26 protein-coding genes are annotated in these 24731 nt (G+C 38.0%); 7 read left to right on the top strand and 19 right to left on the bottom strand.

Features of this window, described 5'->3' with window-relative positions; genetic code table 11:
* Nucleotides 1–47 precede the first annotated feature (47 nt).
* From GR160_RS15295 to GR160_RS15285, 3 genes are read right to left on the bottom strand one after another with little or no spacing between them, the layout of a single operon-like run.
* Nucleotides 48–743, bottom strand: a complete 696-nt coding sequence (locus tag GR160_RS15295) for a hypothetical protein (RefSeq protein WP_160750764.1) — start codon at nucleotides 741–743, stop codon at nucleotides 48–50.
* Complete coding sequence (locus tag GR160_RS15290) at nucleotides 733–1341, bottom strand: hypothetical protein (RefSeq protein ID WP_160750763.1); 609 nt, start codon at nucleotides 1339–1341, stop codon at nucleotides 733–735. The genes GR160_RS15295 and GR160_RS15290 overlap by 11 nt, the downstream gene beginning before the upstream one ends.
* Nucleotides 1342–1346: 5 nt before the next feature.
* On the bottom strand, nucleotides 1347–1691 hold the full coding sequence (locus GR160_RS15285; RefSeq protein WP_160750762.1) for a PadR family transcriptional regulator: 345 nt from the start codon (nucleotides 1689–1691) through the stop codon (nucleotides 1347–1349).
* 129 nt (nucleotides 1692–1820) lie between these two features.
* On the opposite strand from GR160_RS15285, the gene GR160_RS15280 reads away from it, so the two are divergent.
* Entirely contained in the window at nucleotides 1821–2873 is a 1053-nt protein-coding gene (locus GR160_RS15280) for a ferredoxin--NADP reductase (RefSeq protein WP_160750761.1), read from the top strand.
* 71 nt (nucleotides 2874–2944) lie between these two features.
* Here the strand turns inward: GR160_RS15280 and GR160_RS15275 are convergent, their stop codons facing one another.
* Both GR160_RS15275 and GR160_RS15270 read right to left on the bottom strand, forming a co-directional pair.
* Nucleotides 2945–3628, bottom strand: a complete 684-nt coding sequence (locus GR160_RS15275) for a response regulator transcription factor (protein ID WP_160750760.1) — start codon at nucleotides 3626–3628, stop codon at nucleotides 2945–2947.
* Nucleotides 3625–4899 carry a sensor histidine kinase KdpD gene (locus GR160_RS15270; RefSeq protein WP_160750759.1) on the bottom strand — a complete coding sequence of 425 codons (1275 nt, stop codon included), beginning with the start codon at nucleotides 4897–4899 and terminating at the stop codon, nucleotides 3625–3627. Before GR160_RS15270 ends, GR160_RS15275 begins: the two co-directional genes overlap by 4 nt.
* A gap of 197 nt (nucleotides 4900–5096) precedes the next feature.
* Between GR160_RS15270 and GR160_RS15265 the strand changes: the two genes are divergently transcribed.
* From GR160_RS15265 to GR160_RS15250, 4 genes are all read left to right on the top strand, one after another.
* On the top strand, nucleotides 5097–5615 hold the full coding sequence (locus tag GR160_RS15265) for a DUF1573 domain-containing protein (protein WP_160750758.1): 519 nt from the start codon (nucleotides 5097–5099) through the stop codon (nucleotides 5613–5615).
* A gap of 139 nt (nucleotides 5616–5754) precedes the next feature.
* Nucleotides 5755–6228 carry a methylated-DNA--[protein]-cysteine S-methyltransferase gene (locus GR160_RS15260; protein ID WP_160750757.1) on the top strand — a complete coding sequence of 158 codons (474 nt, stop codon included), beginning with the start codon at nucleotides 5755–5757 and terminating at the stop codon, nucleotides 6226–6228.
* 226 nt (nucleotides 6229–6454) lie between these two features.
* Entirely contained in the window at nucleotides 6455–7663 is a 1209-nt protein-coding gene (locus GR160_RS15255; protein WP_160750756.1) for a serine hydrolase, read from the top strand.
* Between the two features lie 42 nt (nucleotides 7664–7705).
* Nucleotides 7706–8419: a 3'-5' exonuclease gene (locus GR160_RS15250; RefSeq protein ID WP_160750755.1), complete on the top strand. Its 714-nt coding sequence runs from the start codon at nucleotides 7706–7708 to the stop codon at nucleotides 8417–8419.
* 23 nt (nucleotides 8420–8442) lie between these two features.
* On the opposite strand, the gene GR160_RS15245 is transcribed toward GR160_RS15250, so the two are convergent.
* Genes GR160_RS15245 through GR160_RS15235 form a run of 3 tightly spaced genes read right to left on the bottom strand, consistent with a single transcriptional unit; the run spans nucleotide 8443 to nucleotide 10563 of the window.
* The gene (locus GR160_RS15245) at nucleotides 8443–8880 is read right to left on the bottom strand and encodes a hypothetical protein (protein WP_160750754.1); all 438 of its coding nucleotides are present in this window, start codon (nucleotides 8878–8880) and stop codon (nucleotides 8443–8445) included.
* An 18-nt stretch (nucleotides 8881–8898) separates the two neighbouring features.
* Nucleotides 8899–9951 (bottom strand): glycosyltransferase family 9 protein, encoded by a 1053-nt coding sequence (locus tag GR160_RS15240; RefSeq protein WP_160750753.1) that lies wholly within the window; start codon nucleotides 9949–9951, stop codon nucleotides 8899–8901.
* 6 nt (nucleotides 9952–9957) lie between these two features.
* Nucleotides 9958–10563 carry a DUF4254 domain-containing protein gene (locus GR160_RS15235; protein WP_160750752.1) on the bottom strand — a complete coding sequence of 202 codons (606 nt, stop codon included), beginning with the start codon at nucleotides 10561–10563 and terminating at the stop codon, nucleotides 9958–9960.
* 66 nt (nucleotides 10564–10629) lie between these two features.
* Between GR160_RS15235 and upp the strand changes: the two genes are divergently transcribed.
* A complete protein-coding gene (gene upp / locus GR160_RS15230) occupies nucleotides 10630–11283 on the top strand; it encodes a uracil phosphoribosyltransferase (protein ID WP_160750751.1) in 654 nt (217 codons plus the stop codon).
* Here upp and GR160_RS15225 read toward each other — a convergent pair.
* Entirely contained in the window at nucleotides 11278–12207 is a 930-nt protein-coding gene (locus GR160_RS15225; protein ID WP_160750750.1) for a DUF6427 family protein, read from the bottom strand. The two genes, upp and GR160_RS15225, sit on opposite strands and share 6 nt — an antisense overlap.
* A gap of 46 nt (nucleotides 12208–12253) precedes the next feature.
* On the opposite strand from GR160_RS15225, the gene GR160_RS15220 reads away from it, so the two are divergent.
* On the top strand, nucleotides 12254–12484 hold the full coding sequence (locus GR160_RS15220) for a uracil phosphoribosyltransferase (protein ID WP_160750749.1): 231 nt from the start codon (nucleotides 12254–12256) through the stop codon (nucleotides 12482–12484).
* Here the strand turns inward: GR160_RS15220 and purD are convergent.
* From purD to GR160_RS15170, 10 genes are all read right to left on the bottom strand, one after another.
* Complete coding sequence (purD, locus tag GR160_RS15215) at nucleotides 12479–13750, bottom strand: phosphoribosylamine--glycine ligase (RefSeq protein WP_160750748.1); 1272 nt, start codon at nucleotides 13748–13750, stop codon at nucleotides 12479–12481. The genes GR160_RS15220 and purD overlap by 6 nt on opposite strands.
* A gap of 32 nt (nucleotides 13751–13782) precedes the next feature.
* On the bottom strand, nucleotides 13783–15153 hold the full coding sequence (locus tag GR160_RS15210; protein ID WP_237421235.1) for an undecaprenyl-phosphate glucose phosphotransferase: 1371 nt from the start codon (nucleotides 15151–15153) through the stop codon (nucleotides 13783–13785).
* Between the two features lie 67 nt (nucleotides 15154–15220).
* A complete protein-coding gene (locus GR160_RS15205; protein WP_160750747.1) occupies nucleotides 15221–16570 on the bottom strand; it encodes an O-antigen ligase in 1350 nt (449 codons plus the stop codon).
* The gene (locus GR160_RS15200) at nucleotides 16506–17618 is read right to left on the bottom strand and encodes a DUF1972 domain-containing protein (protein ID WP_160750746.1); all 1113 of its coding nucleotides are present in this window, start codon (nucleotides 17616–17618) and stop codon (nucleotides 16506–16508) included. Before GR160_RS15200 ends, GR160_RS15205 begins: the two co-directional genes overlap by 65 nt.
* 38 nt (nucleotides 17619–17656) lie before the next feature.
* Complete coding sequence (locus GR160_RS15195) at nucleotides 17657–18811, bottom strand: glycosyltransferase family 4 protein (protein ID WP_160750745.1); 1155 nt, start codon at nucleotides 18809–18811, stop codon at nucleotides 17657–17659.
* Nucleotides 18808–20058 (bottom strand): hypothetical protein, encoded by a 1251-nt coding sequence (locus GR160_RS15190; protein WP_160750744.1) that lies wholly within the window; start codon nucleotides 20056–20058, stop codon nucleotides 18808–18810. The genes GR160_RS15195 and GR160_RS15190 overlap by 4 nt, the downstream gene beginning before the upstream one ends.
* The gene (locus GR160_RS15185) at nucleotides 20058–20735 is read right to left on the bottom strand and encodes an acyltransferase (protein WP_160750743.1); all 678 of its coding nucleotides are present in this window, start codon (nucleotides 20733–20735) and stop codon (nucleotides 20058–20060) included. Before GR160_RS15185 ends, GR160_RS15190 begins: the two co-directional genes overlap by 1 nt.
* A gap of 38 nt (nucleotides 20736–20773) precedes the next feature.
* Nucleotides 20774–22045, bottom strand: coding sequence for an oligosaccharide flippase family protein (locus tag GR160_RS15180; RefSeq protein WP_160750742.1), 1272 nt, complete (start codon nucleotides 22043–22045; stop codon nucleotides 20774–20776).
* Nucleotides 22046–22137: 92 nt separating this feature from the next.
* Nucleotides 22138–22686, bottom strand: a complete 549-nt coding sequence (locus tag GR160_RS15175) for a hypothetical protein (protein WP_160750741.1) — start codon at nucleotides 22684–22686, stop codon at nucleotides 22138–22140.
* A gap of 182 nt (nucleotides 22687–22868) precedes the next feature.
* Nucleotides 22869–24719, bottom strand: a complete 1851-nt coding sequence (locus GR160_RS15170) for a glycosyltransferase family 39 protein (protein WP_160750740.1) — start codon at nucleotides 24717–24719, stop codon at nucleotides 22869–22871.
* Nucleotides 24720–24731: the final 12 nt, after the last annotated feature.

Here is a 24731-nt window from a genome sequence, read left to right as displayed (position 1 = left end):
GGTTGTGCTATTAGTGCCTGTGTGGCAGTAAACGTTACAGCAATTTACTATATTTTTTCTAAATTGTAGTCGGGGTAAATATCGGCGAGGTGCTCCTGAGCTTTCGCAGGCATAATAAAAATAACAATATACACTGATAAAAATGCCACTACCAAAACTGCACTCATTGTCCAAAGTACAGTGTTGCCTGTTTGTTCTTTTACAATAAAATGAAAAAACTGAAAAGGGATTCCCATAAATATGCCTATGTTGCCGCACTTATAAATGATTTCTTCCAGTAGCCAACGTTTTCCGGTATTTTTTACTTTGTTTTCGTAACTGTTTTTTAAGCTAACGATCCTAAAAAGTGTAATAAGCATTAAAGCTGCAATCATACCCATGTAAATAAGATTATTGTAGGCAATGAGTTTAAAGGTTGCCACTGTTAATATACCGGTCAGTATTATTTTTGGGAGTGTAAAGAACTGCCTGATATAATGCCATAAAAATTTCCGGTAACGTTTGCCTAAAACTTCCTGCCGCTCTGTTACCACATCGCTAAAACCGTAAACCCCAAACTTTTTGAACTCTGCCTGTAATGCATCTTCAAAAGATATTTCCGGGGCATGTTCCCATCTCGCTTCTATGGCATTGGCAAGGTGGTCTGTAAGTTCGGTTTGCAGGTCGTAGTAGACAACAAAGTGTGATTGGGTAAAGGCATAAAGCCGCTCTATTTGCGATGCGCTTATTTTTTTATGTTCCATAATACAGTTTGTATTTGCGGTTAATTTTAAAAACACTTCGCAGCAGGACTACAAAAAAAGCTATGCTAAAACAGTAAAAGCAAGCTGCTCCAAGGTTTTCTTCTAAAAACAATATCCTGTCTGCCCTAACAATTATCAGGACGAAGTACACTGTATTGATGAGTTTATCTATAACCGAGTTGTTATAATTGCTGATAACCTTGTAATATATAAAATAGCCATATGTAATAAGCGATACCGCAATCAGGGCAATGCTCAGGATACTGGTTATTTCCTGACCATAAGAATATTTTATAAACCAATATAGGACAAGAAGAATCAACCACGTTGCCACAAAAAGTGGGGTAATGATAATGTTTTGCAGCACGCCCAAGGCACGATAAAAAGATGCTTTGCCAGAGGTTTTGTTATTGTCGAGCAGTTCCTGTTTATGGGCAAGCATATAATTTTTAAAGTTGTCATAAAAGTCGCCTTCCATTCCTTCAAGGGCGGAGGCCACGTGGTCGGCCATTTCAATGCGAATGTCGTCGTAGCGCACCCCCGATTCTTTCAGGTAATTGTTTATAAACTGTATTTGCTGAGGTGTAAGTGTTTTCATTTGCTTTAAAATTGTAGGTCAGGTTTGGCGGGGCTTACCAAATTTTGCATGTTCTTAATAAATTCCTCCAGCTCAGCCAGGCGGTTAACAGTTTCTTTTTCGCCATTTTCTGTAAGCTTATAATATTTGCGCAGGCGGTTATCTACTTTTTCAACCTCTACATCGAGCAGGCCGTCGGCTTCAAGCTTGTGCAGGGCAGGATATAATGCACCTTCGGTAATATTGAGCTCTCCTTTAGTTATCAGCTTTACCTTTTGGGTAATCTCGTAGCCATACATGCGGCCGTTTTCTTCAAGCAGTTTCATGATTATAGTATTAAGGCTGCCTTTATAAAGTTGGGAGTTTTTCATTTTATAGATTTATTACTCCACAAATATATACATAAATTTCTTATGCATAACATTCTTAAGTATTAATTTAGTTCTATACATTTTATTAACGCAAAAGGAAATTGTACTTTTGCACCAAATATTCAGTTAATGTCAACATTTCATTCGCTTAAAATAAAAGATATAAAAAGAGAAACACCATCGGCGGTTTCTATTGCTTTTGAAATACCTGCGCTTCTGGCAGACCAATATAACTTTACTGCAGGGCAGTATATAAATGTAAAAACCAATTTTGAAGGGCAGGATATCCGCAAGGCATATTCTATATGTTCTGCACCGGGCAGTGGAGAAATTCGCGTCGCCATTAAGGCAGTTAAGAACGGAGGATTCTCTGTATTTGCCAACGAAAAACTTGCCGTTGGCGACACTATGGAGGTGGGCGTGCCTGAGGGTAACTTTGTTTTTGAACCCAAGCCTGAGCGTCAGCGCAACTATGCCGCCTTTGCAGCGGGTAGTGGTATAACACCGGTGCTGGCCATTATACAGTCGGTTTTACAAAGCGAGCACGAGAGCACTTTTGTGTTGGTTTATGGCAATAAATCGCCGCAGGAAACTATATTTCACGACTTTTTGCATGACTTGCAATTAAAATATGTAGGCCGCTTTTTTGTACAGTTCGTGTACAGCCAAACCCATACTGAAGGGGCACTTTTTGGCCGTGTAGACCGATCTGTGGTAAACTATGTTATTGCCAACAAGCATAAAGAAAAAGAGTTCCACAAGTTTTACCTTTGCGGTCCTGAAGAAATGATCCTTACGGTAAATGAAGTCCTGAAGGAAAAGAACATACCAGAAAAGAGCATTAAGTTTGAGTTGTTCTCTACACCTATTGCCGAGAAAAAAATAGAGCAAAACCTTGATGGTCAAACAAAGATCACGGTACTTGTAGACGATGAGGAAACTACTTTTGTTATGTCTCAGCAAATGACTATACTGGACGCTGCCCTAAAACAAGGGGTAGATGCACCCTATTCATGCCAGGGTGGTATTTGCAGCAGCTGTATGGCGCGCATTAGCGGCGGTACTGCTGAAATGAAGAAGAATGCGATACTTACCGACAGTGAAATTGCCGAAGGCCTTATACTTACCTGCCAGGCACATCCAACGTCTGCCGAGATACATGTAGATTTTGATGATGTATGATCTTCGATTAAAAGATTGAAGAATTGAAATATTTAAAGATGCTTTAGGGCATCTTTTTTTGTGGGTTAAACTTACTCCGGTACTACAAGTTTAAACCCTATTCTTGGTATGTTCTCTATCCTGATGTTTTCTTCTTCTTTAAAGATCTTTCTTAACCTTGAAATAAACACATCCATACTGCGCCCCATAAAATAATCGTCGGTGCCCCATAACTCTGTCAGTATTTTTTCGCGTTTAAGTATGGTGTTCTTATTGTCAATAAAAAGTTTGAGCAAAGCACTTTCGCGCTCTGTTAGCTGGGTGGTTTCGCCGTTTTTAAGCACAGCATAATTATCAGGGTCAAACGTAAAGCGCCCAATAGCAAAAGTGTTGCTTTTTATGGCAGGCTGTTTTTGGCTACGCTGCAAAAACACTTCTATTTTAAGTATAAGCTCTTCTATGCTGTAGGGCTTTACCAAATAGTCATCGGCACCAAGTTTGAGCCCTTTAATACGGTCTTCTTTTAATGTTTTGGCCGACAGGAAAATAATAGGTATCTCTATATTGCGTTCCCTAATGGCGGCGGCCAGTTCAAAGCCATCCATCAGCGGCAGCATTACATCAAGAATGCAAAGGTCAAATTCCTCCTTAACAAACGCATCAAACGCATCCTGTCCGTTAGTAAAATGCACTACCTCATAATACTGCTCCAGGTTGTCGGCAGTTAAAAACGCAAGCGTACTGTCGTCTTCGGCATATAATATTCTTTTTTTCATTCCAGGCTGGTTTTAGGTATGTGAATGGTTATGGTTATGCCCTTATCTGCATTGTTTTGTATAGAGATCTTCCATCCGTGAAGTTCACAAATCTTTTTTACATAAAAAAGCCCTATACCAAAACCTTCTACCTCTTTTTTATTTTCGCGTGGCACACGATAAAAACGGTCAAATACAAAATCTATATGTTCTTTTGCTATGCCGGGTCCGTTGTCTTTAAAATGCAGCTCGATCCCCCGGTTTACAGTACTGATGGCAATATCTATATTAGGCTGTACAGGGCCATATTTAATAGCATTTTCTACAATATTATAGGCAATATTATAAAAATGGAACTCATCTGCCTTAACCATGTAATTGCTATTGGCAGTAGTAACGGTTACAGTGGCATTTTCAAACTTTAAAGAAGCATTATCCCTAACCAGTTCAAGTGCTTCTGTAATATTGAACGATCTTTTTTCGAGGGCTACAATACCGCTGTCTGTTTTAGCTACCGATAATATTCGTTCTATGTGCTGGTTGAGCTTGTTGCTTTGTTCTATAATTATTTTCAGGTATTTGCTAAGCTTTGGGTTGGTTTCTATGGCTTCCTGTTTGGCGGCATAGTTAGAGGCAATAAGTATAGACGACAGCGGGGTTTTAAACTCGTGCGTCATGTTGTTTATAAAATCTTTTTGCAGTTCTGTATATTTTTTTTGTTTTAAGAGCAGCAAAACCGAGTACACATAGATAACCAAAACCAGCAATAGCACTCCTGTATAGATCCAATATTGCTGTAAAGATGTTATATAGCTGTAACGAAGTTGCGGAAAGCGTATAGCAAAATAATATACCAAACCGGGGCGTTTTGTAAAACAGTTGGCACACTTTTGTTTCTTATTTGTGTTGCCGGGCACGCTGATATATTCGCCATATACCATTTCGTCGCTCCCGCAGTTGTATATGGCATACTCATAGTCCATATCCAGCTTTACTTTCTGGAATTCGTTTTTCAGGTAAATTTCGAGTATTTCTGCCTCAAAAGTGTCGTCAACGTTTACCACATAATAGTCTTCGCTTATTTTTTTTATAGGACTTTCGGCAGGTTGTTCGCTCTCATTATCGCGATAAATTTTTGCCACTACGTCCTGTAAAGCAAAATGTATTTTTTCTGCTACCTCCTTTTTTTCGAACGAATATGCCTGGTTCAGCATTACAAGCTGCATAATAAGTACCCCCACTATTGCAAGCAGGCCTATAAGAACAATTATATTTAATTTATTAAATTTCAATCTTTGGAATGCAATTTGCTTAAGTGTACACGAAAACGTAAATTTGAAACCGATATTACTATAAAAAATTGCACACCACAACCCGTTAACATGTTATTAACAATAGTTTGAAATCAGTTAACAACTTTATGGTATTAAGTAAATATATTTGTAATATCAATAATCAGAACATTATTAACTAAATAGTACAAGTAATTATGAAAACTCTTAAACTTTCTTTATTTGCAGCCGTTGGAGCGTTATTTTTCTCTGTTTCTGCAAATGCACAACAAGCAACTGCAAAAAAAGATATTAAATCTGCAAGTGTGCCTGTAAAAGCTGCTACAGCTCCTGCTGCTGCAACTCCTGTTGTTTCTAAACCAACAGGTCTTACATTTACTAACGATTCGCATTCTTTTGGCGATATCGAAAAAGGAAAACCTGTAACTCACGAGTTTACTTTTAAAAACACATCTAAGCAAACTATCCTTATTACTAATGTAAAAGCTTCTTGCGGATGTACTGCTGCTGACTATACTAAAACTCCTATCAAACCAGGAGAGAGCGGTATGGTAAAAGCTACTTACAACGCTGCTAACGAAGGTGCGTTTACAAAAACTGTTACTGTTACTGCTAACGATACTGAGAGTCCAAAAGTACTTACAATAAAAGGTAAAGTAAACCCTGCACCTGCTGCTGTAGGTCCGGCTGCTGCACCTGCTACAACTCAGCAATAATATAAACCCCTTAAAAGGTTAGTAAAGCCATCGGTTTTTCCGGTGGCTTTTTTTTGTGGTTTTCTACACACGTCTACAATTTTCTACAAAAATTAAGCCTCGTTGCGTATCTTTATATCTCCTAAAAAAAATAAACAAAATGCAGCAGGCTTTTATTAAAACCCCTCTTGGCATTGCCGTTATTACAGGCGATAGTTTTGGTATAAGCAAAATATCTATTTTAGATGATGAGGTAAGCACCTCTGCTGTTATCCCCGAGGAGCTTAAAATAGCAGTAACCCAATTGCAGGAATATTTTGACGGCAGCCGCCAAAATTTTGATTTTAAGATAAACCCAGTGGGAACTGTTTTTCAGAAAAGAGTATGGGAAGCGTTGCTAAATATTCCGTTTGGAAACACCACATCCTATCTTGAACTTTCTAAACAATTGGGCGATTTCAAGGCCATACGGGCAGTAGCATCGGCAAACGGCAAAAACCCTTTATGGATAATAGTACCCTGCCACCGTGTTATAGGCAGCGACGGTTCCTTAACCGGATATGCAGGAGGACTTTGGCGCAAAAAATGGCTCCTGGAACACGAATGCCCACCAGCGCAGGGGAGTTTGTTTTAGGTGCCTCATACCAATTTCTCTAAGAGGGCTACTGTGTATCCAAATCTTTTTTGTCCCCTCCCCAACCCTCCCCGAAGGGGATGGAGCAGCCACACTCTTACATAAAGACTGCCTACAGAACTTTAAAACAAACCTGAAACTTTAAACCTGAAACTGTCTTGGCGTCATCCGTGTTCTATCTAAAACAAATTTTGCTTAAATTCGTAGCTATCCATAACCACCTTTTATGAAATTTCTTAAAAAACTCTTCATCGGGCTCATAGCATTGCTGGCTATTGTGGTCGCCCTGCTTTATATTTTTAATGCCGATTATTTGCTGAAAGCTGTTAGGGTAGTTTACCTGCACGGCAAAACCACGGCTTACCTTGATGACTATGTGCATTTTGATAACCGCACTATTAAAAAAGGAACTTCTCAGCCCTGGGCAACAGCAAAAGACTATAATAAGGTAAAAGCTACTAAGAGGCTCGAAGAAGCCCATAAAGAACTGGGTACTGTTGCTTATCTTATTATTAAGAACGATAGTATTTGGCACGAAAGCTATTATGACGGATATGGAAAGAATTCAAAATCTAATTCGTTCAGCATGGCTAAAAGTGTGGTTTCTATAGCTATGTTTAAAGCCATTGAGGAAGGAAAAATCAAAAGTCTCGACCAAAAAGTGAGTGATTATTTTCCTGAGTTTGGCAGTGGCCTTGCGGCTAAGCTAACCGTAGGCGATTTATCGTCGATGGCGACCGGTCTCGATTGGGACGAGAAGTACAGCAGTGCGTTTTCAATTACAACCCGTGCTTATTTTGGTGAAGAACTTGAAAAGACGATGCTGAACGTAGGGGTTATTAAAGAGCCGGGTAAAGAATTTGAATATGTGAGCGGTGCTACCGAATTGCTGGCGATGGTTATTGTAAAAGCTACAGGAATGCATTTGTCTGATTATGTTTCTGAAAAATTTTGGCAGCCTATGGGTGCTGATAATGATGCCCTATGGCAAACCGACCATAAAGACGGTATAGAAAAAGCCTATTGCTGTATTGCCAGCAATGCCCGCGATTTTTCGCGCTTTGGAAAATTGTTCCTGCATCACGGCAAATGGAACGGCACACAAATTATAGACAGTACCGATGTGGCTAAAATGAGAACACCACGTTTTGCAGCCTCGCCGCAGTATGGTTATGGATGGTGGCTGAACAATTACCTCGACAAGAAAATGTATTACATGCGTGGTCATCTTGGGCAGTTTGTAATTGTAATACCTGAGGACAAACTTATTATTTGCCGACTGGGCCATATTAAAGGCCTGCAAACAGAGACCGACCCGCACAGCAACGATTTTTATGTATATGTAGATGAAGCCTATAAAATGCTTGGGCTTATGGAACCCGACCAGGGAGCCGGTAACAATAAACCGTTAACCAAGGCTGAGGCTGTAAATTAATTTTGTTTGGCAAGAAAAATATGCCTTTGTGGCTAATAGGTAATGATTGAAAAAATAAGACTTGAAAATATACTTTTTCTTGATATAGAAACCGTGCCGGAGCAGGAACATTACAGCCTTCTTGATGATGAAACACAAGAGCTTTATGCCCTAAAGACCCAATACCAGCGCAAAGACGATTTTACTGCAGAGGAGTTTTATGACCGCGCAGGAATTTGGGCAGAGTTTGGCAAAATTGTGTGCCTCTCGGCCGGATATTTTACTTTTAGGGGAGACATACGGCATTTTAGGGTAACGTCTTTTCATGGTGATGAAGTAAGCATTTTAAAAGATTTCAGTAATTTGCTTAACAACCATTTTAGCCAGCCGCAGCATATTATGTGCGGGCACAATGCAAAGGAGTTCGATTTTCCGTTCATTGCCCGCCGCATGATAATTAACAGCCTTCCTATTCCGCCCAAGTTAAACCTATTTGGTAAAAAGCCTTGGGAAGTGCCACACCTCGACACCATGGAACTCTGGAAATTTGGCGATTATAAAAGTTTTACTTCTCTAAAATTGCTCACTAAGATACTCAATATACCATCGCCAAAAGGCGATATAGATGGCAGCCAGGTGGGCCACGTTTTTTATGTGGAAAAAGATATAGACCGTATTGTTACCTACTGCGAAAAAGATGTGGTTGCCGTTGCACAGGTTTTACTGCGCCTGCGCCGAGAAGAACTTTTAGTAGATGACGAGGTAATACACGTGTGAATTTACTAAAAACTAATTTAAATTTAGTCAGTACAGCATTGCATGCACTGATCTTTAAACTGGTTGATTAAGCTGGCGTCAGATTGCAAATCTTCTGGATTTTCGTCATCGTTAGTGATGTTTCTTAATTTATCATTTTGAAGATCTAATTCGAGCCAACCTATAGGTATATTATTATGTTCGTTATCTGTTAACAGGATTTGAATTGTGATTTTTTCTTTAGTAGCTTCATTAACTAAAATTGAATAGCTGCTTTTGTAATTTGATTTGAAATAGCTATCATAGCTACTTTTTTTTACAAGATTGTCAATCAATACAATACATTCCTCACAAGTGTATTCCTTTTTTTGCCCTAATGTATTTTTAGATAAAGTAATTTTATCAGAATTTGATTTTTCATTGCAGGCTTGCAGAATTAATAGCGTTATTAACCCGATGAATATTTTTAAAATTTTATTCATAATTCAATAGATTTAGGGCTATTCTAATTCTAATACCTCATTTATTTTAGCTACAACGCTTTCAGGACTAATGGTGCGCATGGCATCTTCATAACCTTCAACTTTTTTATTGCCATATATAGAGGTTGGCAACATAGGATATTGGTCTCTATTGGCAGTAAGGGCAAAGTCCGCGGGTTGATTAAAAGGTGCAAACCCGGCATAGGGATGGGTAGCTCCCCAAAGAGTAATAGCCTTAATGCCCAGCATAGCTGCCATGTGTGCATTGGCGCTGTCCATGCTTAGCATAACGTTGAGGTTGCTTATAACTTTCAGTTCCTGTTTTAGGATTAATACACCACCCGCTAATACTACAATATTTGGCCTGTTGCCGGCATATTCTTTCAGTATCCTGGCTTCATGCCTGCCACCGCCAAAAAGGAAGAGTTTATTTTCAGGATTATCAGCAAGAGTATTAATCACCTGCTGTATCAGGTCTTTTGGATATACTTTGCCGCTGTGCTGTGCAAATGGCGCTATGCCTATCCAGTTGCCTTCTTTTGTACCAGTTGTTCTCGTAACATCTTCAGGTAATGTAAAAGGCTCAGGAAAAACAACTTTGCTTAAGTCTATCGGGAAACCCAGTTGAGCTAAAACATCAGCATGAAGTTGTGTTACCTGTGGCAATGGGTTTATCTGTTTGTCTTTTAGCGCAGTTAGCGCAGCACGTTCGCTGCGCATTTTATTGGTCGTAGCTGTTTTTTTGCCGCGGATCGAAAACAAAAAGGTAATTACCTTAGAGCGCATTACATTATGCAGGTCGGCCACGGCATAAATATGCAAGTGGCGCAGTGCCCTGTATAATTTAAGCAAACCAAAAAAGCCCTTATGGGCTTTTTTAAAATTGGCTTCATAAAAGTTTACGTTAGGTATGCCATCAAAAAAAGGCATATACTCTGCACGCGATGCTACTGTAACTTTAACATTGGGGTGTTGTTGTACCAATGCACGTACCACAGGCACAGTAATGGCAACATCGCCCATTGCCGAAAAACGCAACAGGAGCAGGTGTTTATGTTTTCTGTGGGGCATTTCAGCCTATTTTTTGTTTTGATAAAGCACAGGGTTTAGTTCATCATCGTTGTACATTTTCATTTGCTTGTACACTTTCATGAACTTGTTGCCGCTTTCTATATCGGCAAGCAGGGTATCTATAGCAGTACTAAGGTCTTTTTTCTGCTCTAAAAGCACGTCAAGTTTTTCTTGGCATTTTTGTCTGTGTTCCGGGGTGGCATCTTCGCGGGTAGCCTCCTCGTTCATGTGATATATTTTAAGTGCAAGTATAGACAGCCTGTCTATGGCCCATGCCGGGCTTTCAGAGTTTATAGTAGCGTTTTCGTTTGGTGTTACATTGGCATATTGCTGTAAAAAATAGCTGTCAATATATTCTACCATATCTGTACGCTCCTGGTTAGAAGCATCTATTTTGCGTTTAAGCGTAAGAGCTTCAACCGGATCAATTTCCGGGTTACGGATGATGTCTTCATAATGCCATTGTACAGTGTCTACCCAATTTTTGGCATAGAGCAGGTGCTCTATTTTATCCTTACGGAAAGGGTTGTTTATAGGCTGGTTGATATCATCATATAAATGATAATCTTTAATGCTTTGTTCAAAAATGGGAAATGCTATAGCAGAAAACATATATTTTATTTTTTTACAAATATAGTTTTAATACTTTTATCATCATAACACAAAATTTTTAGCAAAATGATAGTGCATGATCTCTCGGAAGGCAACAGTATCCTGAACCATTTTATGGCACAGATTCGTGATGTAACGATACAAAAAGACAGTATGCGTTTCAGGAAAAACATCCAGCGGATAGGGGAGATTATGGGCTATGAAATAAGCAAAAACCTGAGTTATACACCTACAGAGGTAACCACACCTCTTGGAAATAAAGATACCTCCTTATTGAGAGATAAGGTGGTGATATGTTCTATACTGCGTGCAGGACTTGCATTGCATGAAGGGATCCTATCGTATTTTGATGAAGCCGAAAATGGTTTTGTATCGGCCTACCGCCATCACCCAAACAAGGATGATGCTTTTGATATTTTAGTAGAGTATAAGGCAGTACCATCTTTAACAGATAAGGTAATGATTTTGGCCGACCCTATGCTGGCCACAGGATTATCATTGGTTGCGGTATTTAAAAAGCTTATGGAAAATGAAACTCCAAAAGAAATTCATATTGCCGTTGTAATTGCTGCGCCCGAGGGTATTGAATACTTAAAAAAGCAATTGCCCGATAGCTGCCATTTGTGGATAGGTTCTATAGACAGCCATTTAAACGAAAAGAAATATATAGTGCCCGGCCTTGGCGATGCAGGAGACCTTGCCTATGGCAATAAACTATAGTTGCATAAAAAATATAAAAACGGCAATGGCTAAAATGCCCGAAACAACGGCTTCGCGCACCCATTGGTTTTCCTGACTTTCGATATAATTAGCCCCTATAATGGCTAAAGGTGCAAAAGTAAAGGTTAAAAAGCTATTGTTCTTTTCGGCAGAAAGCACATAGATGCCCACTCCTATTAAAAAAGAATATAATATTTTTTTATGTGATGATTGCAGGTTAAGCGGCTTGCTGCTCAGGCTAACTACATAAGGTGCAACAAACAATGCAACAATAGAGGCATAGATGGCAAGGGCTATGTTTTGATAAATATTTTCGAAATAAGTAAAATCAAAACCCGGGGTAATTTGTGTAAGTATATGGTCAAAAAAGCTGTGGTTAATCATTAAGCCAGCCATAGTGTACAGCAGTGTTACCGCAACAAAAGCTATAAATGGTATGATCCAGTTGCGATAGTCGCGAGCTACGTGAAATACTATCGATATAAAAACCAGCACAATAAAAATAATACACCAAAAATGAAATACTGCTGCGGCAAATATCCAGAAAGAAGCGTCGAATATTTTTTCTTTTGGGGTTATGAGCGATTGCAACGATACCAGCCTGCGTAATGCCAGCAATAAAAAAAAGTTTGCAATAATTATATTGCTGTTTGTTAGTGTGGTAGGAAACATTATTAAAAACAACAAAAACAGTACAACGGCATAGCTGTTTGCTTTTGTTAGGGTGTTGCGCAGGGTTATAAAGCCGGTTAGAAGTAAAGAACCGGCCAATAACAGCAATAACCCTATTTTTTGGGCTGCAAGAGTGTAGTCCTGCAGCCATGATGTTTCTTTAAACAAGTTTAAAAAATAGAACAAGACCAGGGCAATGCCCAGTAAAACGTAATTTATAGGTCTTGTTTTACTAAAAATACTTGCTAACATGTGAATATTTTATACATTTGTGACTGAACTAAATACTTATCTAAAAATGAGAGCATTTTTTGAAGCCATAGATTATCTTTTTACTGACATCCTGTTTATTCCAATGCACTTTTTCAGGAATCTTGAATTAGAGAACTGGTGGACTGCCAACATTATTACCTGGATTTTTATCATTATTTGCTGTGCAGCTTTTGTTTACTGGCTAAAACAGATCAGGATATTTGATGCTACAGGCGAAGACAAACAGGATACTACGGCTCACTCTTTCTTATCATAAGTCAAAGCCAATATCTTTTCTATAATACATCTTATCAAAATGTAGTTTATCTATGTTTTGATAAGATTTTTTTATGGCCTCTTTAAAGTCTTCCCCATATGAGGTTACAGCAAGTACACGACCACCCGATGTTACTGCATCTGTACCACTTAATGTTGTACCGGCATGAAATACAATAGAGCCTTCAACAGCATCGAGCCCGGTTATAACTTTCCCTTTCTCATAATCTTCAGGATAGCCACCGGATACTAACATTACTGTAGCAGCACTCCTTGAATCTATTTCAAAATCAACAGTATCAAGCGTTTGGTTTGCCATGGCGTTAAATACCTCTACAAGGTCGCTTTTCAGCCTTGGTATAACCACTTCGGTTTCAGGGTCGCCCATTCGCACATTATATTCTATTACAAAAGGGTCGTTACCTACTTTTATAAGTCCGATAAATACAAAGCCTTTATAATCTATATTGTCGTTTACAAAGCCCTGAATAGTAGGTTTTACAATACGCTCCTCAATTTTTTGCATAAACTCGGCATCGGCAAACGGTACCGGAGATACAGCACCCATTCCGCCGGTGTTAAGACCTTTATCGCCTTCCCCTATGCGCTTATAGTCTTTTGCAGTAGGCAGCAGTTTATAACTTTTACCATCGGTAAGCACAAAACAGCTAAGTTCTATACCATCTAAAAACTCTTCTATAACCACTTTAGTACTTGCCTGACCAAACTTTTCGTCTACAAGCATGTTGCGCAATTCCTGCTGAGCCTCGGCAAGGTCCTGCAATATCAACACACCTTTACCGGCAGCAAGGCCATCGGCTTTAAGCACATAAGGAGCTTTTAGTGTTTCTAAAAATTTGCATCCCTGCTCTACGGTTTCTTTAGTAAAACTTTCGTAGGCCGCGGTAGGGATGTTATTCTTTACAAGGAATTTTTTTGCAAACTCCTTGCTACCTTCCAGTTGTGCACCATATTGCGATGGACCAATAACAGGTATATTGCTAATTTGCGCATCGTTTTTAAAGAAATCATAAACACCTTTAACCAATGGGTCTTCGGGGCCTACTACCACCATATTGATGTTTTCCTGCAGGGCAAGTTTTTTTACGGCTTCAAAATCAGTTGGGCTAATGTTTACATTGTTTGCAATAGCTGCTGTTCCGGCATTGCCGGGTGCCACAAAAAGTGTATTGCATAGTGGGCTTTGCAGCATTTTGTGTGCCAATGCGTGTTCCCTCCCTCCGGAGCCAAGTAGTAAAATATTCATGTTGTGTTGTTTATTTTATGCAAAGGTACATATTAATAGGCTTTCTCTTCGCCCATAAATATGTTAACTACAGTTTGTATAATGATCTTGAAATCAAGAAGCAGCGACCAATTCTCTATATAAAACACATCATATTTAATGCGGTTTATCATATCGGCGTCATTAGTAATTTCTCCTCTAAAACCCCTAACCTGTGCAAGCCCTGTAATTCCGGGTTTTACATAAAGTCGAACCATGTATTTTTTTATGGTGTTGCCATACACATTGTTTTGTGTCCACAGGTGAGGGCGTGGCCCTACAATAGACATATCGCCTTCCAGCACATTTAAAAACTGAGGAAGCTCATCTATACTGGTCTTGCGTATAAATTTGCCTATGCGGGTAACGCGCGGGTCATTTTTAGTTACCGATTTTTCGGTGGTTTCGTTTATTTGCATGGAGCGGAACTTATAGCAAAAAAACTCTTTTTCGTTCAGCCCGGGGCGACTTTGTTTAAAAAATACAGGCCCTTTAGATTCGAGTTTTATCAGCAAGGCCAAAATAGGGGCAAGCCAGGATAAAACAAATACAATTACCATTAAAGAAAAAGCAATGTCGAAACCGCGTTTAATGATTTGAGATGCAGGTTCGTGCAAGGCGGTTTTGCGCAACGACAGCACAGGGAAAAACTCATAATAGTCTATGCGCAGGTTTTTAGAGAAAATTTCTTTAGTGTCGGGTATAAACTTTATTGTTTTGTTAGCTGCATCGGCAAAGTTTACAAGGTCTTTTAGCTGGTCGTTGGTAAGCTCGTTTATAGAGCAGTAAATTTCGTCTACTTTGTTTTGCTTAACAAAAACTTTTATATCTTCCACATCGCCTTTTATATTATCTCCGGCAACGGTATCCGAGAAAAATCCCATAAAGCGGTATCCGTACTCTGTTTTGGTCTCAAAAAAGTCTTTTAGGGCAAGGGCATCGGGTGTATAGCCTACAATTATGGCACTTCTATAATTACTGCCGGTAGATATTCGGTATTTTTTTAAGTAATAGTAAAGCAGGAATTTAAATACCGTAATTATGGCAAAACCGGTTATTAAAAACTGTGATGTTGCCTGACCACTGAATATTGTTTTTTTTGCAAACGGAAAGAATGCAATGACAACAAGGGTAAAAAGTGCGCCCTGTTTAATAATTTTTGTGGCTATTTGTTGTGGAAGCGTATAGCGGTAAATTTCGTAAAATCCCGAAAAATAGGCTATTAAAGACCAAGAAACAAACAGATAAGCAGCAAAATGAATGTAGTTTAGCCCAAACTCGTTGTTATAAAATAACGGGAACAGTATGGTAAGCATGGCAAGATCAAATAGAACATTGATTAGCCTTATATATTTAGAATAGCCTTTCCTTGAGGATAAGATCATTATAATGTTTGCTGCTGAAAGGTTTTATACTTTCTTATTTAATTATTATTCAATATTTTAAGTTCATTTATACCTGCTCTAACTCTTTTACTTTGTTTGGGCGCAACAAATTGAGCAGGCGCGCAGATAATGGCCTCAAATCGTTAAACAGGCAATAAAAAAGTGTAAAGAATACTACCCCCCTTTGCCTCCATAAAAAAGACTCGGTCAAAAATAAGCTTATCATGAGAACTGCAAAAGCAATATGTACAAAATATTTTGCGGTTAGCCCGTTTATAAGATTAACCAACACAATAATTATAACAATAAGAAACCCAAAAAATCCAAGGTCGGCAAAGGTTTCTACATACTGGTTATGAAAGTTATACTTGTTGTAACCCACAACTTCTCCCGAACCGTGAAATATATTATGTTCTGCTGCTTTTTGGTCTACTTTTATGCTGGATGTATTTAAACCATAGCCATTAAAAAATATAGGATCTTCCTGCAACATTTCTGTAAATATCCTTATTTGGTAGGCTCTGAATGCTGTGCCGTTAAAATAATGGTTATTTGTAAATCTATCAGTTTTCCAGGCTTCGCCAACCGTTACATTATGTACCCCTGTAATATCGGTAGGTACAGCAACAGGACGCATTTCGTGTGCTATGCGTTCATGTATTTTTCCATAGTAGCCCAAAGCAGAGGCAAAAAGACAAAAAAGGCACACTGTTATGGTAATTGCTTTTTTTGTTAACCCGGAAAAGAAAATATAATATACAATAATGAGTGCAACATCTATAATAATTATGTTTTTAGACGAGAGTAAAAACACCATTATAAGCAAAAACAATGTTGCAATATAGCCCCAAAAGGTTTTATTTTTTCTTGATATAAACTCGAACAACGCGAGGGAAATCAATGCAGAACAATATATGGCATTAAGATCAGGGCCTGAAAGTTCGTGATAAAAGAACACATCGATATTGCCTGAAGAACTGTATCTTACCGTTGCCCTGATAATGCAATAAAGGCAAAACAGACACATGGCAAGGCTGTAATTTTTGAGGATATCGTCTACAGCACGGCGGTTAAGGCGGCGGTTAAGTATAAATGCCAATGGGATAAAAACAAGTGAAGCTTCTTTGCCAAGTGCTTTAAGCGAAATTTTTGAATCTAACGACCAGCACAGCGACAACACCATGATCCCAAACAATAATATGGGCAGCAGTAGTGGAAACCGTAACGATATTTCCTGTTTTTTTGCTGAAAGCACACATATAAGCACAAAAAATATTAACGATATACTATTGTATATGTTGCTTAACGGTATTGTAATGGCTACCAGCGATATTAAGAATACTAAAAGCTTTTTACCCGGCGACAGGCCTATTCTTTTTAATAAAACATTGCTCGAAAAATTGTAAATATTCGCCATTTATCTTATCCCAGTTAAAATCGTGCACTATGGCATTGTAGTTGTTCTCAATTTTTTGTGTGTTCTCTTCCCTTTTTAAGGTAGTAAGCAATGTTGCTGCCTCAGCAGGGTTAGAAAAATAGTAGGCATTTTCTTTTAGAATCGCCTTGTTAAAATCGTTATTATGCGCAATTATAAATGCCCTCGAAGCCATAGCCTCTAACAGAGACGGGTTTGTGCCCCCCACAGAGTGGCCATGGAAGTAAAGCTTTGAGTAATAACGTAAATTGTTTAAATAAGTTATGTTAAAAATACCACCCGTAAAAACAATATTGTTATAAGCAGCATATTTTTTCTTTAAATATTCGCCATATTTTGTGGTATTGTTTCCCACTACCAAAATGGTGGTTTTATCGCCACTGTCTGCCACGCCCTGTAGCACCATATCTATATTATTTTCTGGCTCAAAGCGGGCAATGATCATGTTGTAGTTTCCTTTTTCTACGCCAAAATCTTTTAAAATGGCATCGTCCGGGTTTGTAAACGGATGCGCGCCATAAGGTATGTATTGGGAGTCTTTATTATATTTCTTTTTCAGGAACGATTGTATTCCCAAAGAATCGGCTACAAGATAGTCGCTGCTGTTTGCTGCAAGTTTTTCTGCATACATGAGAAACTTTTGCACTTTTGGCGAATATTTAGAGCGTTTCCACTCCAGGCCATCCATGTTGGTAATATTAACCGCCTTTTTAGGTATTAAAAAATGCCATATAGAGTTGCTGGTATAGCCCAGTTGAAGGATTATGTCAAAATTTCTTTTGCGCGAATCCATTATGCAGTTAAAGTCATAAATAAACTGACCAAAGGTACCCACTTTATATTCGGGGTCGTACTTGTGTATAAGGTGTACTCCTTTAAACGTTTTTTCCTGATACTTGTGGTTATGCGAATTGTAGCAGTACACCTCGTGTCCTTTTTCGGCAAGATATACGCAAAAATATTCGGCAAATTGCTCAAAACCGCTGTAATGGTTTGGTATCCCCCTGGTACCTACTATAGCTATTTTCATCTTAAAATTTTGAGAAGAGCAAATATATTCTTTTAATACTAACTTTTAGATACTTTACCTGCAAATATATCAACCATTCCCTTTACATATTGATCCTGGCTAAATTGCGATATTGCCCTTTCGTAGCCTTTAGCTCCAAACTCATTTCGCAGTTGTGGGTTGTCTATTAGATTTTTCAATGCTTTTGCAAGGCTTTCATTGTTGCCGGGTTCTACTAAAAAGCCTGTTTGTTTATCAACAACAATTTCTGTAAGGCCACCATGGTTAGAGGCTACTACAGGTTTTTTTGCCAGCATACCTTCCAATGCTACAAGTCCAAAGGGTTCTGCCTCTGTGGACGGAACAGCTGTAATATCGGTAGCATTCCAAATAGACTGTACATTGGTTGTAAATGCTATTATCTTTACACTATCCTGCAGGTTGTGCTGTGCAATTATAGCTTCAACTTCGTCCTGATAATGTTCCTGTCCAGGCACAGGCGATCCTACAAACAACATTTTTACATTGCTGTTTTTAAAGTTTTCGATATAGGTGTTTAGTAACCATTTATGACCTTTAAACCAACCAATACGACCAAGAAGTGTTATAACAACATCGGTTTCTTCAAAGCCATATTTTGTTTTAGTGCTTGGCTGATGTTGTGTTTGGGGTAGTGCATTGAGCCCGTTGTGTACTACAACCGTTTTACTTTCCAGTGTTTTTTGCCTGCTGGTCAGGTTGTTTTTTGTGGCGTAAGAGTTGCACACCACAAGGGTTGCATAACGGTCTAACAGCCATGCAAATGTATTGGCTATAACTTTTGGTGTGGTAATAATTTCGTGTACATGCCATATGTGCTTTAGCTTACGTTTGCGTGCATATATCATGCCCAGAAGTACAGCAAGGGTGTTAGAGTACACCATGTCAAACTTATAAACGGCATGTAACTCATCTAAAGTTTTAATGGCAGAATTTGCCCCTTTAGCAAGCGCAAGCAGGTTTTTTGGGGTAAACATCTTGCGGTATAATTTTAGAACAGGTGCTATTACTACTTTAATACCCTCTTTTTCGAGTTCTGTTTTAAGCGGTCCTTCAAAAGGCAATACAACAACCGGAAAAAAATCTTTTTTATCAAGTTGGGAAAGTACTACAAGCAATGTTTTGTCTGATCCGTAAAGTTCTGCCGACTGATGTATTACAAGAATGTTTTTCATGAAATAAGTTTAGGGTTCTTTAAAGAAGCAATCACATTTTCGCGATAGCGGATCAAAAAACCAATTATTACCGATTTAGAGTCGGGTACAAAATAAAGCCCCATAAATACCCAATAAGACATTACAAGGAACAATCCTGTACCGGTCATTAAATAATTTAAGTGCTTTACACGGCTGTCATCAGTTTTTTTGTGTCTGAAGAAGAGCAATATAGATATTATAAGAATGATGTCTCCAATAAGCCCTGATTTTAGAAACACTGTCATGAAACCATTATGTAAAAAAGGAATATAGCGCATAAGGCTGGTTTGAAGCCATACTTTTCTTTTAAGGTCTATAGACGATCCCATGCCTTCGCCAAACAATACTGCACTTACACCGCCCTGTGGCACCTGCCTTAAAGTCAAGATGGTTTCATAGGAGCGGTAATTGTCATGAAAATCTTTCCAGTCATCGGCCCTAACTTTGGTCTTAAAAGGTTCTGTAGGGGCAATTTTTATTTTATACAGAAATGCCTCGAAGCCTTTAGATCCGCGTTTTGGGTTATAGGAATATATGGCAGCATAGCTTGCCCCAAGCACAAATACAAGCGTAGATATTATGATAACCGAACGTTTGTTGATACGGAAATATCCTTTAAGGGCCAGGTAAAAAATGCCGAGCTGAATGAAGTTTGTACGGGCAAGATACAATGCTATCGAAACACTTAACAATAAGACACCGATCTGATATTTTTTGCCCGAAATATTGAGGTTGAATTCTTTTCTAAATAATAGTATTATAAGTGCATATACCTCATAGTCGCTAAAATATCCAGAATACTCCCTAAGTTTATGCATGTCGGTAATTCTGTACATCATTATAGAAAATACCATTACCAGTAAGTGCGCTATAGCGATCAAAATACCGGTATTGACTACCAAGCCAAGAGGGTTTTTCATGTAGTCTTTACACAGCTGGTAACCAATGAGCAATCCTAATATGGGTTTAACCATATAAGTAATGTCCCTAATATATTCGTAGGTTTTTACTTCGTGAAAAAAGCTAATGCACAGGGCTATTAAAAAAATAGATGCAAAACAACCAACCTGTTGCAATATGGTTAGCGAATATTTGTTTCTTACCGTCAATAAGGTAGTTAAAGACCATACACCAAATGTAAGTTCGTAGCTGCCTAAGTAAGGAACGCCCACACAGGCAAAGAACAATATGCCGTATATTACTTCTTTTTTAACTTTTAAGCCCATTAGCTTATTGATTTTAAAATTTTGGCAGGTATGCCGCCTATAACACTATAATCCGGAAATTCTCCTATTACTACTGCTCCGGCGGCTACCACACAGTGATTGCCCACTACACAGCCGTCTAAAAAAGTAACCTTGGCACCCACCCATACATTGTTGCCTATTTTTATGCCCTTAGAAGTTACTCCCTGCTCGCGTATGAGCTTAGTAGTGTCGCTAAAATTATGATTTTCGGAATGAAAGCTTACATAAGAGCCCATTATAACATCGTTACCAATTTCGATACCGCCTGCGGCACCAAACTCTGTAAACTGTCCTACTGCAGAATTATTGCCCATTGTAAGCCCTTTGCCGTATTTAGAAAAATGGCTGGTGCACATTACCCAGGAGTATGCTCCAATGCGGCTGCCATGGCCTATGTGTACTTTTTGAGAGGCATAGCCATCTATTATAGTATGATGTTCTATAGTAACATTTTTACCAAAAAAAATATTTCGCTTGTTGCTAACAGAACAGTTGCTGCCAATGTAAACCTTTCTACCCATTATGATAAGGCCTCTTAAAAGCATGATCATTCTTTTATAAATTACCCTTATAAAAAAACCGTTGGGTATATCCTGATCTATCTGGTAGTCTTTTCCCGATTTGTTAAGCAGTTTTTGAAATAGTTTTTTGATCATTTAGTGCAGGGTATGGCCTCAAAATTACAATAGTTTTTTTAATTGGCACCTGCCTGTTTGTTTTTAATGGCCGGAAGGTATAAAACTATAGTTACAATTTCTGTAACTATAAGCGACAGCAATACACCATATATTTTAAATAGCGGAATAAGTATTACCATAGCTGCCATATTTAAAAACACTATGCCTAAAGTAAGGTTTACATAATATTTTTGTTTTCCATAGCCTAACAGCAATTGCTTTAGTGGCGTAGATATTGCCAGTGTTAGCGGAAAAAATATAGCAACCCTTAGCATTGTAGCAATATTGTTTGCAAGTTCGTCGGGTTGGTTAAAAGGTGTGTGAGTAAAATAACAGGCAACGGGTACCGCCATTATATAGAGCATTCCCATACAAAGGGCTATAAATATAAAATTAGCAAGATTGTAGGTTTTCCAAAAACGCAGCGCCTGGCTTGTGCTTTGCTCTAATAAATAGCATACACGTGGATAGGCATAATTAAAGAACAGAAAAATGTAGGTGCGGAATATTACAATTATATGCTCGAGTATTTTGTAGGTGCCGGCCATGGCATCGCCAATAAAAAAACTTATAAGCATTACCGGGGCATACAGTTGCAGCGAAAGGAATATTTGTGATGAAAATATTGAAAAGTGTTGTTTTAAATAGTCCTGTACCTGTTTTACAGAGGTTCTTTTAAGCGAAATTTTATATGTGCGGCATAGTGCTGCAAAGCCTATTCCGTAGGCAACGATCATGCCCATGCCCCACAGCAGGCAAACATATATATAATGATGGGGTTGCTTTATAAATATAAAAACGCCAAGGGCATACAACACTTTGCACAGGATGTTGATTATTGCTGTCCATTTAAAATGTTCTATACCCTGAAATACCCAAATGGGGCTAATACACTGCCCGGCAACAATAGACAGGCATAAAAAGAATAGTTGCTTTTCGTTACTAAAATAAGGAACGCTGATAAAGAGCAACGAGGTTACTGCAATAATGGCTATGAGCAACAGCATGCGGGCTGCATATGCGGTGCTCAATAAAACAGTTAGTGCCTGTTTATTATTTCGGTTTACGGCAACGTCTTTTACACCGTTTATATCGCTGCCATAGTCTATAACTACTATCAAAAAGAAAGATATGGCCATGCCTACACTTATTTTGCCAAAGCGTTCCTGACCGCAAATGCTAACTAAATAAGGAACAACCAGTATAGGGGTTATTAAATTAAACCCCTGCCCAACACCATATATAAGGAGGTTGAGCAGGGGCTTATTGTTTAATATTTTTTTGATCATTTTTTTACTTTTGCTAAAACAAAAACGGTGCAATATAACAAAAGGGACGGTTAGTACCAGTCCCTTTTTATCTTTCTACTATATAAAATATATTAGTTCTCTATTTTTTTAAGCTCATCTAAAAGCTTCTGTGTAGGATAGTAAAAATGGTTTGCATTGTTTTTAAGATCCTGTTTAAATGTAATTGTTCCTGCTGCGCTGTCATGAGAAACTTCAACTAATTTATCCTGAATAAAATATTCAAGGAAATTGTTTCCGTTGCCTTCTATGCTTTTATTATAGCATGTTATTTTAAAGCTTTTAAGAGTAATATTTCCCTGTTCTGCACCTTTTTTAGCACCAAAGTCTACCCTTAAAGCTTTAGGCAGCTTCTCGTCCGGAACGTTTACTGTTACTTTTTGATAACCTTTATTGGCTATTATAGGAAGCCAAAATACTTTTTCAGGAGTAAAGGCTATAGATCCGTCTTCTGTATAGTATAATGCAAGAGCATCATCTTTATCAGAAGTTAAATCAAATTCTGCGGTAAAGTTTGCTTTTACCTCTTCAGTAGCCTCGGTTTTTTTTGCTTCTGTTTCGTTTTTACAAGAGCTAAAAATAATAGAAAATAGAGCTGCAACTATTAAAAATCTTGCCTTCATTTTGTTAAATTTTTTTTTGCAAATGTATATAATTTTAGATTACACCAAATAAAGCTTATATAAATTTTGTTTGGGTCTTGCGTAATTTTTTTATTTTTTATATATAACTGTAAATGTGTTGTTTGCGAGTCTGAATTTAGCTTGTAAATTAAATCCTTATATGTAACACATTAGTTATTTTATTATTGTTTGGTTATAACCTTATCTGAAATTACAAAGGCGTCCTTTTTAGTAACAGGGTCTGCAACATAGAGTGCCAGTTTATAAGTGCCCGGTTTAAGGCTGTTTTTGCTTATCTGTTTTTTAAATCCGGAGTTATTAATGTCGAACTGGCTTTTAAAATAAGAAGTTACATCGGGTCTGTCAACACTTTCAGGCGCCAATACTATCTCTTCTTCACCATTGATCAATACCACCGTAATTTTTGTATGTTCGGCAGACTGTTCGTTAAAATAAGCCCATCCAACTACTTCAAATGCATCTCCCAGATCGTTTACAAATTCATAAGAAAAATTAACGTCAGATCCATTTCTGTCTTTATATGGCTTAAACCTCGCAAAGTCTCCGCTTGGTTTGTAATCTGCTTTTGTATGGTAGTGCTTTGCAAAAGCGTCAAAAAGTTCGGCGTTTTTATCTACAACAAAAAGGCTGTCTAAAACTTTTTGGGTTTGCTCTGAAGTTGGATTTGCAGTATTTGAAAGCGGAATATCTATATACCAAAACGACTGTGGCTTTTCTGCATTACTCATAATTCTGTCTGCAATTTGATTCAATGAGCTGCCCGTAACCTCGTTATTATCTTCAGGGGTTAAAAAATAAGAGAAGAATATACCAAAGGTAGAATATATCTTTTCGTTGTTCTTACGGTTTTCTTTTACATAATTGCTGGCCTCCCTGTACTGGGTTTTAGAAACATTATGATAGTATTTTTTTACAAAAACAAGATCATTAAGTGTGTAAAGCATAAAAACCGAAAGTAATGTAGCCTTAACAGTATTGTTTTTTATAAGGCTCATTCCGGCAGCAATAAGGATAAAGATTGGCGGAAGTATGTTTATAAAATACCTGCTTACTATCATTGGCAAATGAATGTAAGAAAGTGCATATGGGAAAAATATGGTAACAAATATCCATATAAAAAGTACATGGAAAGCAAACACAGGCCTGTCTGTAACAGGGTCTATTTTGTATTGTGGGGTGTCGTCTTCTTTAAATAATCTGAACAAAAAGTATAGTGTGGCAATCACAGCAACAGCCACCGCAATTTCAGAACCTAACAGTTCTTCAAACATTGCCGTATATACACCCCATACAGGGGCTGTGATCCAAAAAGAATTTCTTCCGCTTGTTCCTAAAAAGATTACCAAAGAAGGTATAAATGATACTAAAGTAATTATACCTGCCATTAGCGAGTATAAGAACATTTTTTTGCCTGTAGTGTTGTAAGGCTTAATAACAAAGTAAAGCAGGATGGTATATTGGGCACAAAGTGCAAAGAGCGAGTAAAAGTGTGTGTTTATGAGCAGTACACCTGTTAGTGCAAAAAACAGTGCATTTTTTAATGTGGGTATTCTTACAAATCTTATTAAGTATAAGAAAGAAAGAGTTGTGCTAAAAAACATCATGGAGTACATTCTTGCCTCCTGAGAATAGTAGATATGAAAATGGTTTATACTTATTAATAATACTGCCAATAACGCCACATTTTTATTAAACAGCTCTTTTGCCAGATAATATAATGCTACGAGGCCGCCAACTCCAAACAATACAGATACAAACCTGGCGGCATAGGCAGTGTTGCCAAATACAGACATGAAAAAATGTACTAAATAATAATACAATGGTGGGTGTACATCTCCTTTAAGTGCTGCAAAGATGTCTCCCAGTGATTTATTTGAATGCGAGTTGGTCAGGGTAAAAAGCTCATCTGCCCAGGGGCTCTGAAAATCGAGCCTTAAAAGCCTAATTGCAAAACTAAAAACTATGAGTGCTGTTAGCAGGTAATTTTCTTTACACCAATTAATGATTTTCATGTCTTATTGTTA

The organism is Flavobacterium sp. Sd200, assembly GCF_009826935.1.
Lineage (GTDB): Bacteria > Bacteroidota > Bacteroidia > Flavobacteriales > Flavobacteriaceae > Flavobacterium.
Note: the sequence above shows the minus strand (reverse complement) of the source record. Positions and strands in the feature narration are given on the sequence as shown.

Bases quoted from the DNA above. Each gene is read 5' to 3' on its own strand.
- GR160_RS15245 (WP_160750754.1), bottom strand. From the start codon at position 8,880: ATGAATAAAATTTTAAAAATATTCATCGGGTTAATAACGCTATTAATT.
- upp (WP_160750751.1), top strand. From the start codon at position 10,630: ATGATAGTGCATGATCTCTCGGAAGGCAACAGTATCCTGAACCATTTT.
- purD (WP_160750748.1), bottom strand. From the start codon at position 13,750: ATGAATATTTTACTACTTGGCTCCGGAGGGAGGGAACACGCATTGGCA.
- GR160_RS15225 (WP_160750750.1), bottom strand. From the start codon at position 12,207: ATGTTAGCAAGTATTTTTAGTAAAACAAGACCTATAAATTACGTTTTA.
- GR160_RS15275 (WP_160750760.1), bottom strand. From the start codon at position 3,628: ATGAAAAAAAGAATATTATATGCCGAAGACGACAGTACGCTTGCGTTT.
- GR160_RS15220 (WP_160750749.1), top strand. From the start codon at position 12,254: ATGAGAGCATTTTTTGAAGCCATAGATTATCTTTTTACTGACATCCTG.
- GR160_RS15185 (WP_160750743.1), bottom strand. From the start codon at position 20,735: ATGATCAAAAAACTATTTCAAAAACTGCTTAACAAATCGGGAAAAGAC.
- GR160_RS15190 (WP_160750744.1), bottom strand. From the start codon at position 20,058: ATGGGCTTAAAAGTTAAAAAAGAAGTAATATACGGCATATTGTTCTTT.
- GR160_RS15200 (WP_160750746.1), bottom strand. From the start codon at position 17,618: ATGAAAATAGCTATAGTAGGTACCAGGGGGATACCAAACCATTACAGC.
- GR160_RS15255 (WP_160750756.1), top strand. From the start codon at position 6,455: ATGAAATTTCTTAAAAAACTCTTCATCGGGCTCATAGCATTGCTGGCT.
- GR160_RS15210 (WP_237421235.1), bottom strand. From the start codon at position 15,153: ATGATCTTATCCTCAAGGAAAGGCTATTCTAAATATATAAGGCTAATC.
- GR160_RS15205 (WP_160750747.1), bottom strand. From the start codon at position 16,570: ATGGCGAATATTTACAATTTTTCGAGCAATGTTTTATTAAAAAGAATA.
- GR160_RS15285 (WP_160750762.1), bottom strand. From the start codon at position 1,691: ATGAAAAACTCCCAACTTTATAAAGGCAGCCTTAATACTATAATCATG.
- GR160_RS15265 (WP_160750758.1), top strand. From the start codon at position 5,097: ATGAAAACTCTTAAACTTTCTTTATTTGCAGCCGTTGGAGCGTTATTT.
- GR160_RS15295 (WP_160750764.1), bottom strand. From the start codon at position 743: ATGGAACATAAAAAAATAAGCGCATCGCAAATAGAGCGGCTTTATGCC.
- GR160_RS15175 (WP_160750741.1), bottom strand. From the start codon at position 22,686: ATGAAGGCAAGATTTTTAATAGTTGCAGCTCTATTTTCTATTATTTTT.
- GR160_RS15170 (WP_160750740.1), bottom strand. From the start codon at position 24,719: ATGAAAATCATTAATTGGTGTAAAGAAAATTACCTGCTAACAGCACTC.
- GR160_RS15260 (WP_160750757.1), top strand. From the start codon at position 5,755: ATGCAGCAGGCTTTTATTAAAACCCCTCTTGGCATTGCCGTTATTACA.
- GR160_RS15195 (WP_160750745.1), bottom strand. From the start codon at position 18,811: ATGAAAAACATTCTTGTAATACATCAGTCGGCAGAACTTTACGGATCA.
- GR160_RS15180 (WP_160750742.1), bottom strand. From the start codon at position 22,045: ATGATCAAAAAAATATTAAACAATAAGCCCCTGCTCAACCTCCTTATA.
- GR160_RS15280 (WP_160750761.1), top strand. From the start codon at position 1,821: ATGTCAACATTTCATTCGCTTAAAATAAAAGATATAAAAAGAGAAACA.
- GR160_RS15290 (WP_160750763.1), bottom strand. From the start codon at position 1,341: ATGAAAACACTTACACCTCAGCAAATACAGTTTATAAACAATTACCTG.
- GR160_RS15235 (WP_160750752.1), bottom strand. From the start codon at position 10,563: ATGTTTTCTGCTATAGCATTTCCCATTTTTGAACAAAGCATTAAAGAT.
- GR160_RS15240 (WP_160750753.1), bottom strand. From the start codon at position 9,951: ATGCCCCACAGAAAACATAAACACCTGCTCCTGTTGCGTTTTTCGGCA.
- GR160_RS15250 (WP_160750755.1), top strand. From the start codon at position 7,706: ATGATTGAAAAAATAAGACTTGAAAATATACTTTTTCTTGATATAGAA.